Genomic DNA, 13,748 nt, shown 5'->3' with positions numbered 1-13,748 from the left:
TATAAAGGGTGTATCGGAAGAAACGAGGTGGAAATTTTGCATTTTTTAAATGGAAGCGAAAAAATCTTATATCTAAGAAAAAAAGCAAGAATTACACAAGAAGATTTAGCGACAACAAACTTATCACGAGGATATATTGGATTAATGGAAAATGGCAGGCGAAATATTACAGAAGAAGCATCGAAAGTTTTAACTATGCAATTTAAAAAAGTGTTAGCTGAAAAAAACTATAATTTAGATATAGATGATAGATACTTTTTGAGAACAAGGGAAGAAGAAGCTGAAAAATATTGCAAAGAAAAATTAGAAAATGACAAAATCACATTGGAAGAACTAGATATAATAAAAGATATTGCAGAAGAATACAACTTAGATACATATATGTCTAAAGCATTTATGTTGATAGGAGATATTTACTATAATAAAAATGAATATAAAATAGCTTTTGAAAATTATTTTTATTCTTTAGATTTATTACAATACAAAAACGAAAATATAATTAAAAAATCTTATATATATAATAAATTAGGGATGTGCAAATATAAATTATTAAATTATCATGAAGCAATAATTTACTATAATAAAGCAAAAGATAAAGCAAAAGAGCTTAAAGATGAAAAAATATATTATTATGCAGTATATAATTTGTCTATTTGTTATAAAAACATAGAAAAATATGAAAAAGCAATAAATGAAGCTCAAATATTTATCAACAAATATTGGAAAAGCAAAGACGCTGAGGATATTAATAATGTTATATATGCAAAAGGTATACAAGTTAGTTGTTATGAGGCTAAAGGATATATTGATTATGCTATTAATATTATTGAAGACATTATAAGTAATAATAAAAATTTAGATAAAAAAGTTTTAGGGCATTTATATAATAATTTAGGATATTTATATTTTAGAAATAAAAAGACAGAAGAAGCAATTTTTTATTACAGTGAAGCTCAAAATATTAGATTTAAACATGATAAAATGCTTTTAGGACATACATTAATTGAAAAAGCACAAGTATATTTAGATTTAAATTTATATAATGAAGCTATAGTATTACTGCAATTAGGTATTGAGTATTCAGACATATATAATGATAAACAATATGCAATTGAAGGATATAAGTATATGAAGAATATATATGAAAATTTAGGTTTAAGAAATAGAGAAAAAGACATAATTAAAAAGATAATAGATTTATTAGAAAATAATATTTTGAAAATTAAATATTATAATGAATTGTCAGAATTATACTTCAATGATGAAGATTATAAAAGTGTACAATTATGTAGTAATAAAATTAAAGAACTTATAGGAAGTGTTCAAAATATAAGCTAATAATATTAAAAAATATTATAAATAAATATTATATCTATATAAGGAGGTAAATTTATATATGAAAAAAAGAATTACATCATTAATAGTTACAGTTTTAGTTCTTGTAGGGACAGTTGGTATAGGAATGTCAACATACTTACGTTCAGAAGATCCACCTTTATTAGGAGTGAACACAGAAGTTTCAACATTATCACTAACATCAGAAGATCCACCTGTGTTAGGATAGTTATTTAAATTATTCAAGTTTTACACAAATTAATAAAAACAAAAATATATGCTAGTCAAGAAGTTCTAGCATATATTTTTTTATACAAATTTAAATTTTAAATACATAATTATATAAAACGTTTAGAAGTAGTGTAGCATTGATAAATACAAAAATTATAAGTAAATTTAATAGTATACTAATAGTTGGGAATTATAAAAAAATTATTCATTTTAATGGCACTAGTTAGATTTAAAATACATCTTATTGATATAGATGAACGAGTAAAATTATAACTTTATAACTATAATTACGAATTTAAACTAAAGAATAATATGAAGTGAGTGGAGTTAATGAAATTAAAGTATATAATATATTATATATGGCTCTTTTTATCTGCAATATTTATGTCGTGAAATGTAAGTTTCACGACATAACGCTATATTTTGTGATATAATATAATTATTATACATATTAGTTATATATTCTCTACTTATATAACTATATTAAGGAGGAATTTATGTCAAGTTTAAAATGTAAAAAGCCCTATTATGTTGAAGATTTTTTAAATTATATGAGAACTGTTAAAGGTCTTTCAAGTAGTACTTTAACTGCATATACATCTGATATTAATCTTTTTCTTAGGTTCATAAAAATCCATAAAAATTTATCTAAATCTAATGTTACCTTTGATAATTTAGATGATTTGGAAATTGATGACATATCCATTGATATTCTTAAAAATTTAAGTATCAGTGATTTATATGCATATATATCCTACTTAGATAATTTTAGAAATAATGGGTCTAGTTCAAAAGCAAGAAAAATAGCTAGTTTAAAATCTTTATTTAATTATTTGACTAATAAGATAAAATTAATACCTTATAATATAACTCTAGAATTAGAGTCGCCTAAACTTCCAAAGAAGTCCCCTATTTATTTAACATTAGATGAAAGTAAGGATCTTTTGAATGTAACTCAAAACAGAGATAAAAATTCAGAGAGAGATTTTTGTATAATAACATTATTTTTAAATTGTGGTTTAAGACTTTCTGAGTTATGTGGCATAAATTTATCTAATATTAAGGGTGATACATTGAAAGTTATAGGTAAAGGAAATAAGGAAAGAACAATATATTTAAATAAAGCCTCTTTAAAAGCTATTATGAAATATATGCCTATGAGAAATGAAATCAACTTTAGAGTAGCAAGTGAAGATAAAGATGCCTTATTCATAAGTGGAAAGTATAGAAGAATAAATAAAAGAACTGTTGAAAGAATAGTAAAAAAATATATAGGTTTAGCAGGACTTGATAAAGATAAATACACACCACATAAATTGAGGCATACTAGTGCAACTTTAATGCACAAACATGGAAATGTAGATGTAAGAACTCTTCAACAAATACTAGGACATGAAAATGTGTCTACAACTCAAATTTATACACATGTCGATGATGAAACATTAAGAATTGCTATAAATAAAAATCCTTTGAGCGATGAATAAAAATAAAAAAATATATGTAAAGTGAGATGTGAATAATGATAATTACATCTCACTTTATTTTTTATAATTTTATCTTAAAGTAAATGTATACAAAATACTCCTCTATATAATATTATTTCTAAAATATGAATAAAACCTCTTTATTATTGATATATTGTGAACAAATGTTTAATTAAGTTTTAAATAAATCATAAATTATTGATTTATATGTAAAATACATGATAATATTTGAAAGTATTTCAAATATATATTGAAATACTAAAACTTAATAATGATGAGGATTATTAGATTGTTTTGTACAAGCTGTTATGTTAATGATAAAAAAGTATAAAGGAAAATAATTATGAGGTTATCCCCTTTTCTTTTATATTTTTATATTTATATATGATAAGAACAAAGTCTAAATTTATGCTTATGCTCAAATAAATATTTTAAATTTTTATAAGCTTTGAACTTTTTTATTAAATTTAGATTTTTTATCTTAAATTTTAGATTTTTAAACTAAGGAGGAAAATAACATGGCAGAAAAGAAAAAACTTTCCCACAATGCCTATGGTGGAATTAAAGGTGAAGATTATGTACCTTTCGTCCCTACTGATGTGGCAATGCCAGAAGTAAGTGCTATATCTATAGTTGTTGGTATTTTATTTGCATGCATATTTGCGGCAGCAAACGTATACCTTGGATTACAGGTTGGTATGACGATTGCAGCTGGTATTCCAGCATCTATTTTAGGAGCAACATTACTTAAGGCAGTATTTAAAAGAAATAACATTTTAGAGGCTAATATGATTCAATCAATTGCCGCTATGGGTGAATCTATCGCAGGAGGTATCATATACACATTACCTGCAATAATTATTTGGGGAATGGATTTAAAATTATCTACAATAGTTTTATGTACAGCATTAGGTGGACTTTTAGGAGTTGTTTTTGTTATACCATTTAGAAAATACCTAATTGTTGAACAACATGGTGAGTTAATATTCCCTGAGGGAATGGCTGCAGCTGAAGTTCTTGTTACAGGAATGGAAGGTGGAAGCGGACTTAAGACAGTTCTTACTGGTATAGCTGGTGGAGCAATATTTAAATTCTGTTCAGCAGCTCTTAAGATATGGCAAGAGGCTCCAGAATGGGTTATTAAACCATATCAAGGAGCAATTATTGGAGTTAATGCTATGGCATCACTTGTTGGAGTTGGTTTCATAGTAGGAATAGAAGTTGCATTATATATGTTTGGTGGAGCATTAGTTGCTTGGTTTGGACTTATACCTTTAATAAAATATGTTGGAGCAGGACTTGCATCACCACTATTCCCTTCTACTCAGTTAATAGCTGATATGGGAGCTTGGGACATATGGAGTCAATATATAAGATATATTGGAGCTGGAGCTGTTGCTGCTGGTGGATTCATAAGTCTTGCAAAATCACTACCTACTATAATAAAATCATTTAAGACTGCAATGAAAGGTCTTGGCGGTGATAAAGGTTCATCTGCTCAAAAAAGAACAGATGTAGATACTCCTTTAACTTGGGTATTAGCAGCAGCTATACTTGTTTTTATAGGTGGAGTTTTCTTACCAGGAATAAAAATTGGAGTTGTTGGATCAATACTTGCTGTATTATTCTCATTCTTCTTTGCAGTTGTTTCTGCAAGAATGGCTGGTATCATAGGAGTTTCTAATAACCCAGTTTCAGGAATGACAATTGCTACGTTATTATTTGTAACAGGAGTTTTAAAATTAGTTGGATACAAAGGTAACGAGGGAATGCTTGTTGCTATCACAGCTGGAGCTGTAGTTTGTATTGCAATTGCAGTTGCAGGTGGAGTTTCTCAAAGTTTAAAAACTACTTACATAATTGGTGGTACTCCAAAGAAAGTTGAATGGGGTATGTACTCAGGAGTATTTATTGCTTCATTAGCTGCAGGTGGAGTTTTATTATTACTTCACAATACATATGGTTTAGGATCAGAAGCATTAGCAGCACCTCAAGCAACACTTATGTCAATGGTTGTTGAAGGAGTTATGACTGCACAACTTCCTTGGGCACTTGTTATAGTTGGAGCTATTATAGGAATATTCTGTGCCCTTGCAGGACTACCAATACTTCCAGTTGCACTTGGATTATACTTACCAATTCACTTAAGTGCTGCAATATTAACTGGTGGTATTATAAGAAAACTTGTTGAAAAGAAATTTAAAAGTAATGAACCTCAAGCTAAGCTTCAAACAGAAAGAGGAATACTTCTTTCTTCAGGACTTGTTGCTGGAGATGCATTAACAGGTATTGTAATAGCAATACTTACAACATTAAAGTTAGATTCAGCAATTGCTATAGGACCAAAGTTCTTACCAGCACTTGCAAATAGTCCATGGACAGCGTTAGTTGCATTCTTAATATTAGGATTCCTAGTTTATAAGTTTGCATCTAAAGTGGAAGAAAAAGCTTAATGTTTTAAAAGTAAGGGTGAGAGTTAGTGCTCTCCCCTTTTTATAATTTTTATATTAATAAAATAAATATGAAATGGATAAAATAATATAAATTTTTATAAATGTGAAAGGAAGAAATTTAATGTCTAAAAAAGAAAAGAGCAATGATAAGGATAACTTTCTATTATATATTCCAGTTATAAAACATAATGATTGGGAAATTAGAAATGGTTTTGTTTATCTTATATTTTATCATAATAAATTTGCAGAAAAAGTATTACAGTGGTTAGCTAAAAAACCCTCAGTTAGTGATGTGAAATTAGATAGGCTTGGAAGCAGTGTTTGGCAAAATATAAATGGAGAAAATAATGTTTATGAAATTGGTAAAATATTATTAAATATGCCAGAATTAAAAAAAGAATATAAAGATATAACAGAAGATGATTATATAGAAGGTTGTCATCCTATTTATAGTAGACTAATAATGTTTTTAAGGTATATGGTTAAAAAAGGTTGGATTAAATTTAAAGTAGCAGAAAATCATGAACAAAAAAATGATGAATTAGAATAGACAGGAATTATATAGTTATTCCTGTCTATTTTATTATTATAAAGTGTTTAAATACAATTAAATAGATTTAGTTATAGTAAAATAAATAAATTAAAACTTGCAAAATTTGATTAAAGAAATAGTTACTAAATAAAAATTAAATATCCAATAAAAGTAATAAAATTCGAGTTTAATATTAAAAAATAAAATAATATCTAAATTAAGTATCAAATTTACTAAATAATATTAATGAAACAATTATTGTTAATATATTAACAATAATTCAAGTCGAAAAATATCAAAAAATATGAACAAAATTATTCAATTGAATATAAAATTAGTCAAATTATAAAATTATTAAAAATACAATTAATGAAATTATTCTAAATTTAATTAATTTTACATATTAATCAGTAAATTTTAAAAAATTATTTAATTTTCTTGAAAGAAAAAAATAAAAACTGGTAATAATAGTTATTTAAAAATATATGAGGATTTTAAAATAAATTTTTTAAAAAATACATATGAAAATTTATTCAATACACCCCTATTTTAAATTATTAATATTATTGCTAATTTCCTAAATTTAGAACAATATTTAGAAATTTTAAATATGTATAAATATGATATTGAATTGAATTTTTATAAAAAAATAAAATTCAATTCATTTTTTATTCAAAAAAAGTTCACAAAATGTATTGATTTTATTTTTTACATTTGATATTATGTGTAAGGAAATTGAAAACATTGTTAAATTTTTATTTTATACGTTAATATTCTATTAATACCATTTAATAATTTTAACTTTGTTATGTTTTACATTTTAAAAATAGATTTTGAATTTATTTTTTAAAATTTGAAACCGATTCCATAATAAAATCATAATGTACATTTAAATTTTAAAATAATAATTAATCAAATTTTATTATTTAAATGGCAAATTAAAAACTAAATAAGGGAGATGAAGACAAAATGGCAGAAAGTAAGAAATTATCTCATAATGCCTACGGTGGAATTAAAGGCGAAGATTACATGCCTTTCGTTCCTACTGATGTAGCAATGCCAGAAGTAAGTGCTATTTCTATTGGTATTGGTATCATATTTGCTTGCATATTTGCAGCAGCTAATGTTTATTTAGGATTACAGGTTGGTATGACAATTGCAGCCGGTATTCCAGCATCTATTTTAGGAGCAACATTACTTAAAGCAGTGTTTAAGAGAAATAACATCTTAGAGGCTAATATGATTCAAGCAGTTGCTGCTATGGGTGAATCTATCGCAGGAGGTATTATATACACTCTACCTGCAATAATATTATGGGGAATGGATTTAAAACTTCCAACTATAATACTTTGTACAACATTAGGAGGATTATTAGGAATAGTTTTTGTTATACCATTTAGAAAATACCTAATTGTTGAACAACACGGTGAATTAATATTCCCAGAAGGAATGGCTGCAGCTGAAGTTCTTGTTACAGGAATGGAAGGTGGAAGCGGTCTTAAGACAGTTCTTACTGGTATAGGTGGAGGAGCAATATTTAAATTCTGTTCAGCTGCCCTTCAAATTTGGAAAGAATCACCTGAGTGGGTTATAAAACCTGTTCAAGGAACTATCATTGGAGTTAATGCTATGGCATCACTTGTTGGAGTTGGTTTCATAGTTGGAATTCAAGTTGCTTTATACATGTTTGGTGGAGCTTTAGTTGCTTGGTTTGGTCTTATTCCATTAATCAAGTATGTTGGAGCAGGTCTTCAAACACCTCTATTCCCTTCTACTCAGTTAATAGCTGATATGGGAGCTTGGGATATTTGGAAGAACTACATAAGATACATAGGAGCTGGAGCTGTTGCTGCTGGTGGATTTATAAGTCTTGGTAAATCATTACCTACTATAATAAAATCATTCAAAACAGCTATGCAAGGTCTTGGTGGTGATAAAGGTGGAGCTGCTACAAAAAGAACAGAAGTTGATACTCCACTTAGCTGGGTATTAGTAGCTGCAATATTTGTATTTGTTGCTGCAATATTCTTACCAGGTTTAAAAATTGGTGTTGTTGGATCTTTCCTTGCTGTTTTATTCACATTCTTCTTTGCAGTTGTTTCTGCAAGAATGGCTGGTATCATAGGAGTTTCTAATAACCCAGTTTCAGGAATGACAATTGCTACATTACTATTTGTAACAGGAGTTTTAAAACTTGTTGGATACCAAGGTAAAGCTGGTATGCTAGTTGCAATTACTGCAGGAGCTATAGTTTCAATTGGTACTTCAGTTGCTGGAGGAGTTTCTCAAAGTTTAAAAACTACTTACATAATTGGTGGTACTCCAAAGAAAGTTGAATGGGGTATGTATGCAGGAATAGTTATTGCATCTGCTGCAGGTGGAGCAGTACTATTATTACTTCACAATACATATGGTTTAGGATCAGAAGCATTAGCAGCACCTCAAGCTACATTAATGTCAATGGTTGTTGAAGGTGTTATGACTGCACAACTTCCTTGGGCACTTGTTATAGTTGGAGCTGTAATAGGAATATTCTGTGAACTTGCAGGACTTCCAATACTTCCAGTTGCACTTGGATTATATTTACCAATCCACTTAAGTGCTGCAATATTAACTGGTGGTATCATAAGAAAACTTGTTGAGAAGAAATTCAAAAGTAATGAAGATCAAGTTAAACTTCAAACTGAAAGAGGAATACTTCTTTCTTCAGGACTTGTTGCTGGAGATGCGTTAACAGGTATCGTAGTTGCATTAATAACTACATTTGGAGTAGCAGACAAAGTTGCTATAGGTCCAAAAATGTTACCAGCGCTTGCTAACAGTCCATGGACAGCATTAGTTGCATTTGTAATTCTAGCATTCTTAGTATACAAATTTGCATCTAAAGTAGAAGAAAAAGCAGAATAATATATTTGAGGGTATGAGTTTAAATCTCTACCCTCTTTTATTAAAAGAAAGGGATGATTTTATGGCAAAGGATAAAAAAATAGATGAGAAGGAAAACTTTCTTTTGTATGTTCCAGTAAAAAAACATGAGGAATATGAAATTAGAAAAGGAAATGTTCACCTTATATTTCATCATAAGAAATTTGCAGAGAAAATACTTCAAAAGATAGCTAAAAAACCAGCAGTAAGTGATATTAAATTAGATAGGCTTGGAAGTACTGTTTGGCAAAACTTAGATGGTGAAAAGACAGTATATGATATTGGTCAAATTCTTTTAGATATGCCAGAATTAAAAAAAGAGTATAAAGATATAAAAGAAGAAGATTATGTAGATGGATGTCACCCTATTTATGCTAGACTTATAATGTTTTTGAGATATATGGTTAAAAAAGGTTGGATTAGTTTTAAACTTTCAGATATGGTACTAAATAAAGAGAATGAGAAATAAAACAGGCATAATAAATTATGACCTGTTTTTTCTTTATTAAAGTTATTTGTTTGTACTACCAAAGCCCCCTACTCTTTCTTCTCCTATGAAATCATCATTATCTGCAAGAAGATATTTTCTAAATACACCCTGAGCTATTGCATCGCCTTTTTTTACTTCCCAAGTTTTAGAACCTTCATTTCTAAGTTTTATAAAATAATGACCTTCGTTACTTTCACAATTGTAGTAATCACTATCTCCTAAACCTATTGTATTTGCAATTCTTATGTAATATTTGAATCCCATACTACTTCTTGGATATAATTCTAAACTTTCATCTTCTAACATGTAAGCTTTAAACCCTGTAGGTAATTTTATGTCCTCTCCTGGTTCAAGTTTAAAATCTATAGTTGAATATATATCGTAACCAGCTGCTCTAGCAGTTGCTCTTTTAGGTAATTTTAGTTCTGAATAGTTAATATCAATATCTTGAAAATCCTTTTCAAATTGATTTTCAGAAATTAGCTCAAATCCTCTAGTTCTTTTGTTCATTAAAATTTCTCCTCTTCTATTTTAAACTTAATATATATTTACGGTTAAATATAATTAATAAATAGTAAATATATATGATAATTATACACAAAGAGTATAATATTAACAACGTTTTAAATACATATACGATGAGAAGATTTATTTAGTAATGCAAATTTAAAAAGTAGTATTTAAATTTATATTTAAATGCTATAAAATGAAATTTTAAAGAAAGTTATATGTCAAAGATAACATAAAAATGAAAAAATATACGGGGATATATCTTTGAATTGACTAAAAAATGAAATATCTGACTTTGCTTAATATCAAAAAAATGTTAAAAAACATAAAAAATACTATTCAAATTTGTATTAAACTTATAAAAGTGAAATAATATTCATTTTTAACGATAATTTATAAGAAGATATCTACATAATAGTGGTTTATTTTATTGAAAAAAGAATTATAAGGATGTATATTAATTCAAAAAATACATTATTATTAAAAAAATACCGTATAAAACACTTTGAATATGATCTAAAATTGCAATTATATCAAATATATACATCAAAAACTAGAATATTAACTATGAATATTTATAACGTTGTAATTATAAAAAATATAAAATATGCTTTGTATAAAATAGATATTTTTGTATAAAATTATATTCTGCTATGATTAATTATTAGTTGAATTTTAAGTTAGATTTGAAAAATAAATAGATAATGAATTTAATGTAAAGTTATAAAATAAAAAAGGTCTTTTTACTTTTAAAATGATAAAATATATAAAAGGTATATTATGTAAGGTGGTGAAAATATGACATTTAAAAATTTTTTGGAAAGTTGTATTTTAATTTCACTTATAATATTGTTTTCAATTTTTATTAGTCATTTTGTAGGATTTAAATTAATGTTCTTTATATTATCTATTTCATTTATGATATTATCTATTTTATTAAAAACTAATATTAAATTTCACGAGTATTTTATAAAGAATACTAATAAAGATGAGTATAATAAATATTTGATAAGCAATGATATGAAAAGAAAACGAGTTAAAGAAAGTAATGTGGTATTTTGTTATGCATGGGCAGCTATTTTCTTATTAAATGGTATAACAATTTCTTCAAATCTTAAAATCGAAACTGATTTATTGAAGTATTTTGCTTTTAATTTACTTTTAATAATTTCTATAGCATCTTTAGGTATAATGCTTTTTAAAAAATGTAAGAATAAAAACTTGTATATAATAAGTTCTGTTATAATTATTATGATATTAATTTGTGTTATTAGTGTCCCTTTCTTATTATATAGGTTTGGATAAAAAAATATAAATTAAATAAAGGAAAGATAATGTTTTGTTTCTTATCTTTCCTTTATTCGAAATTGCATCTCTTTTGTAAATTTAATTAATTCAAAGATACATATATAGTGTTGTAAATATAATAGCAAAGCAAAAAGATTATTAGACAAAAATTTAATTTAAAGCATACACTTATTTTAACATTTAATAATTTATAAGTATTAAGTTAAAAATAAGAACATTTTTAACACATCAAAATAATCATTTGATTTATATTTTATAGTTAAGCCATCTTTAATAGTAACACCTGGATAAAAACTAGCTTTATAAGCATTATCATGATTGTTATATTGAATTTCTATGTTGAATTCTTTAGGTAACTCATTTAGATATTCAGTTAAATTATTAGAATTAAATATTGTTTCTGTTAAATTTAAAATGTTATCTTCTATAGTCTTTGGATGTAAATTTACTGCACTGCCACCTATTCCTTCTTTGGTTACTATAGTTTTTATTTTGCTATTGGTTCTTTTAACTTCGTCACATAGGTTTTTATCCCCAGTTACAAGCACTAAAGGGACGCCTATATATAATGAAGTATAATAGTTTATTTTAAATTCGCTTGCAATTTCTCCGTTTATTTTAATATATGAAATTTTAATAGGATCCATGGTATGTGCAAGAGGACTACCATTAGTTCCAGCAGCAGAATGATATCCTATAAAAATAGAAGCATTAAAAGTATTATCTAAACCTTCCATCATCAAATAAGGATGATATGCCCACCCTGTTATTAATGTTGTTTCTTTAGGTAAATCTCTATGAATTATATTTCTAGCAGAATCATGAGCATCTTTTATAACTATATGGTTAACTCCTGCATTTAAAGCTCCTGTGCAAGCTGAATTTACTTCTCTTGTTAATTGTAATTTAAAATCATTATAATCTTCTTCGCCTTTAGTCGTTTCTTTCCAATCGCAAATATCACTTACGCCTTCTATATCAGCACTTATAAATAATTTCATTGTTATTCCTCCCTCTAGATACTTTAAAATACTTTTTAATATTCTCCATTTCTTATAATTTCATCAGATCCTATACTCCTAAATTCCTTTATATGATTATAAGCTCCTTACATTTAAAGTTTAAATAATATAATTTAGATGACCATTTTGTTTTGCAAATTGCTTTTAATATTTAATAGGATTTGTTATAAAATAATTATGCTTCCTCTTTTTGCTTACCCATTATAAGCTTTCTTATAACTTCTCCATCTTCTTCTCTTTTCTCCATAAGAGTCATTATCTTTCCGTTTAATTCATTTTCTCTTAACGTTAGTTTTTCTTTATACTCTTGTTCTAAATTTAAAAGTTCTCGTTGAAATTCTAAGTTTAACTTTTCTTTTTCCATTTGTGAAATAGAAGTATTTTGACTTTTTAGATTTTCTATATCTTTTTCATATTTGCCCTCTAATGCATTTAATTTATCTTTAGTTGATTCTAATAAAATATCTTTTTCTTTTATACTAGAATTTAGATTCATTATATCTTTCTCTAAGTTTGATATAAACTCCTTCATCTTAACTTCATTTTCTTTTATAGAATTAACTTCAAAAACTGCTTTTTCCATTTCCTTATTTTTTTCTTCTAACATTTCATTAAAGCCTTTTAATTGATCTAAATCTCTATTTAAAGATTTTATTTTTTCGTCTCTCTTTTCAATTTCTTTATTTAATTCTTTAATTTTCTTGTTTTCTTCTTTAAGTTTATTTACTTCCTCTTTTAACTCTTCAATTTCAGTTTCTTTTTTAGAATTAAACTCCTTATTTAAATTATTTAACTCTAATTCTTTTACTTTAGTTCTTTCTACTGAATTTATAAAAATATCAACCATTCTATTAGTTAATGCTTGTAATTCATTTATATCTTCTGAAATATTTAGACTATCATCTTTAATAGAGTTTAACTCATAGAACTTGATCATGGTTTCCATGAATTCTTTATTGTTAATCCCCTCTTTAATAGCTAAATTATTAAATTTATCCTTTAACTCATCACTTATTCTTACACTGAAAGTTGTATCCATAAAAAATCCTCCTAAAATCAAAACTTATGTACACTTTTTATATAGAAATATTTATTGTAAACATTAAGTTTACTATGTAAACTTAATGTTTACAATAAATATTATAACACAAACAAGTAAACTTTGAAAAGAAAAACCTAAAATAATGCAATAAAACAATCTAACTCAATATAACTTTTATTATATTGAGTTAGATTTTATATAGAAAAATATATAGAAATTTAAAATAATAAAAAGAGGAAGTAATTTTCTAGAAAAATAGCAAATTTAATAATTTAAGTTTTTTTCAATGAAAATTAAGTAGAAAAAGAGGAAGCAATCTAAAAAAATAAATACATCCATTTAAATTTCAAAAATGAAAAAAAGTTTTTTGTAAATGTATAAATACTAGTTTGAAATAATTTTAAAAATTAAACAAA

The 13,748-nt window shown here is 26.0% G+C and carries 11 protein-coding genes; 8 read left to right on the top strand and 3 right to left on the bottom strand.

All coding sequences use genetic code 11. From position 1 onward, the window contains the following. Positions 1-36: 36 nt before the first annotated feature. From AC07E4_RS09995 to AC07E4_RS09965, 7 genes are all read left to right on the top strand, one after another. Positions 37-1,338, top strand: a complete 1,302-nt coding sequence (locus AC07E4_RS09995; protein ID WP_478216295.1) for a helix-turn-helix domain-containing protein — start codon at positions 37-39, stop codon at positions 1,336-1,338. 58 nt (positions 1,339-1,396) lie between these two features. Then, positions 1,397-1,564 (top strand): hypothetical protein, encoded by a 168-nt coding sequence (locus AC07E4_RS09990; protein WP_430829230.1) that lies wholly within the window; start codon positions 1,397-1,399, stop codon positions 1,562-1,564. 499 nt (positions 1,565-2,063) lie between these two features. Then, positions 2,064-3,050: a tyrosine recombinase XerC gene (locus AC07E4_RS09985; protein ID WP_040328946.1), complete on the top strand. Its 987-nt coding sequence runs from the start codon at positions 2,064-2,066 to the stop codon at positions 3,048-3,050. 518 nt (positions 3,051-3,568) lie between these two features. Continuing rightward, positions 3,569-5,503, top strand: coding sequence for an OPT family oligopeptide transporter (locus AC07E4_RS09980; RefSeq protein WP_430829229.1), 1,935 nt, complete (start codon positions 3,569-3,571; stop codon positions 5,501-5,503). A gap of 121 nt (positions 5,504-5,624) precedes the next feature. After that, positions 5,625-6,053 carry a PqqD family protein gene (locus AC07E4_RS09975; protein ID WP_430829228.1) on the top strand — a complete coding sequence of 143 codons (429 nt, stop codon included), beginning with the start codon at positions 5,625-5,627 and terminating at the stop codon, positions 6,051-6,053. A gap of 951 nt (positions 6,054-7,004) precedes the next feature. Then, positions 7,005-8,942, top strand: coding sequence for an OPT family oligopeptide transporter (locus AC07E4_RS09970; protein ID WP_040328950.1), 1,938 nt, complete (start codon positions 7,005-7,007; stop codon positions 8,940-8,942). 61 nt (positions 8,943-9,003) lie between these two features. Then, complete coding sequence (locus AC07E4_RS09965; protein ID WP_430829227.1) at positions 9,004-9,429, top strand: PqqD family protein; 426 nt, start codon at positions 9,004-9,006, stop codon at positions 9,427-9,429. A 42-nt stretch (positions 9,430-9,471) separates the two neighbouring features. Here the strand turns inward: AC07E4_RS09965 and AC07E4_RS09960 are convergent, their stop codons facing one another. Beyond that, positions 9,472-9,960, bottom strand: a complete 489-nt coding sequence (locus AC07E4_RS09960; protein ID WP_430829226.1) for a dCTP deaminase/dUTPase family protein — start codon at positions 9,958-9,960, stop codon at positions 9,472-9,474. A gap of 798 nt (positions 9,961-10,758) precedes the next feature. Here AC07E4_RS09960 and AC07E4_RS09955 point away from each other — a divergent pair. Then, positions 10,759-11,265: a hypothetical protein gene (locus tag AC07E4_RS09955; RefSeq protein WP_478216294.1), complete on the top strand. Its 507-nt coding sequence runs from the start codon at positions 10,759-10,761 to the stop codon at positions 11,263-11,265. 200 nt (positions 11,266-11,465) lie between these two features. On the opposite strand, the gene AC07E4_RS09950 is transcribed toward AC07E4_RS09955, so the two are convergent. Both AC07E4_RS09950 and AC07E4_RS09945 read right to left on the bottom strand, forming a co-directional pair. Then, positions 11,466-12,269, bottom strand: coding sequence for a M55 family metallopeptidase (locus AC07E4_RS09950; RefSeq protein ID WP_478216293.1), 804 nt, complete (start codon positions 12,267-12,269; stop codon positions 11,466-11,468). Between the two features lie 196 nt (positions 12,270-12,465). Then, positions 12,466-13,329 (bottom strand): BfmA/BtgA family mobilization protein, encoded by an 864-nt coding sequence (locus AC07E4_RS09945; RefSeq protein ID WP_478216292.1) that lies wholly within the window; start codon positions 13,327-13,329, stop codon positions 12,466-12,468. Positions 13,330-13,748 lie beyond the last annotated feature (419 nt).

This window comes from Clostridium amazonense, from assembly GCF_056431285.1.
This window is presented reverse-complemented; position numbering and strand designations above follow the sequence as displayed.

Bases quoted from the DNA above. Each gene is read 5' to 3' on its own strand.
- AC07E4_RS09975 (WP_430829228.1), top strand. From the start codon at position 5,625: ATGTCTAAAAAAGAAAAGAGCAATGATAAGGATAACTTTCTATTATAT.
- AC07E4_RS09980 (WP_430829229.1), top strand. From the start codon at position 3,569: ATGGCAGAAAAGAAAAAACTTTCCCACAATGCCTATGGTGGAATTAAA.
- AC07E4_RS09960 (WP_430829226.1), bottom strand. From the start codon at position 9,960: ATGAACAAAAGAACTAGAGGATTTGAGCTAATTTCTGAAAATCAATTT.
- AC07E4_RS09970 (WP_040328950.1), top strand. From the start codon at position 7,005: ATGGCAGAAAGTAAGAAATTATCTCATAATGCCTACGGTGGAATTAAA.
- AC07E4_RS09990 (WP_430829230.1), top strand. From the start codon at position 1,397: ATGAAAAAAAGAATTACATCATTAATAGTTACAGTTTTAGTTCTTGTA.
- AC07E4_RS09945 (WP_478216292.1), bottom strand. From the start codon at position 13,329: ATGGATACAACTTTCAGTGTAAGAATAAGTGATGAGTTAAAGGATAAA.
- AC07E4_RS09965 (WP_430829227.1), top strand. From the start codon at position 9,004: ATGGCAAAGGATAAAAAAATAGATGAGAAGGAAAACTTTCTTTTGTAT.
- AC07E4_RS09950 (WP_478216293.1), bottom strand. From the start codon at position 12,269: ATGAAATTATTTATAAGTGCTGATATAGAAGGCGTAAGTGATATTTGC.
- AC07E4_RS09955 (WP_478216294.1), top strand. From the start codon at position 10,759: ATGACATTTAAAAATTTTTTGGAAAGTTGTATTTTAATTTCACTTATA.
- AC07E4_RS09985 (WP_040328946.1), top strand. From the start codon at position 2,064: ATGTCAAGTTTAAAATGTAAAAAGCCCTATTATGTTGAAGATTTTTTA.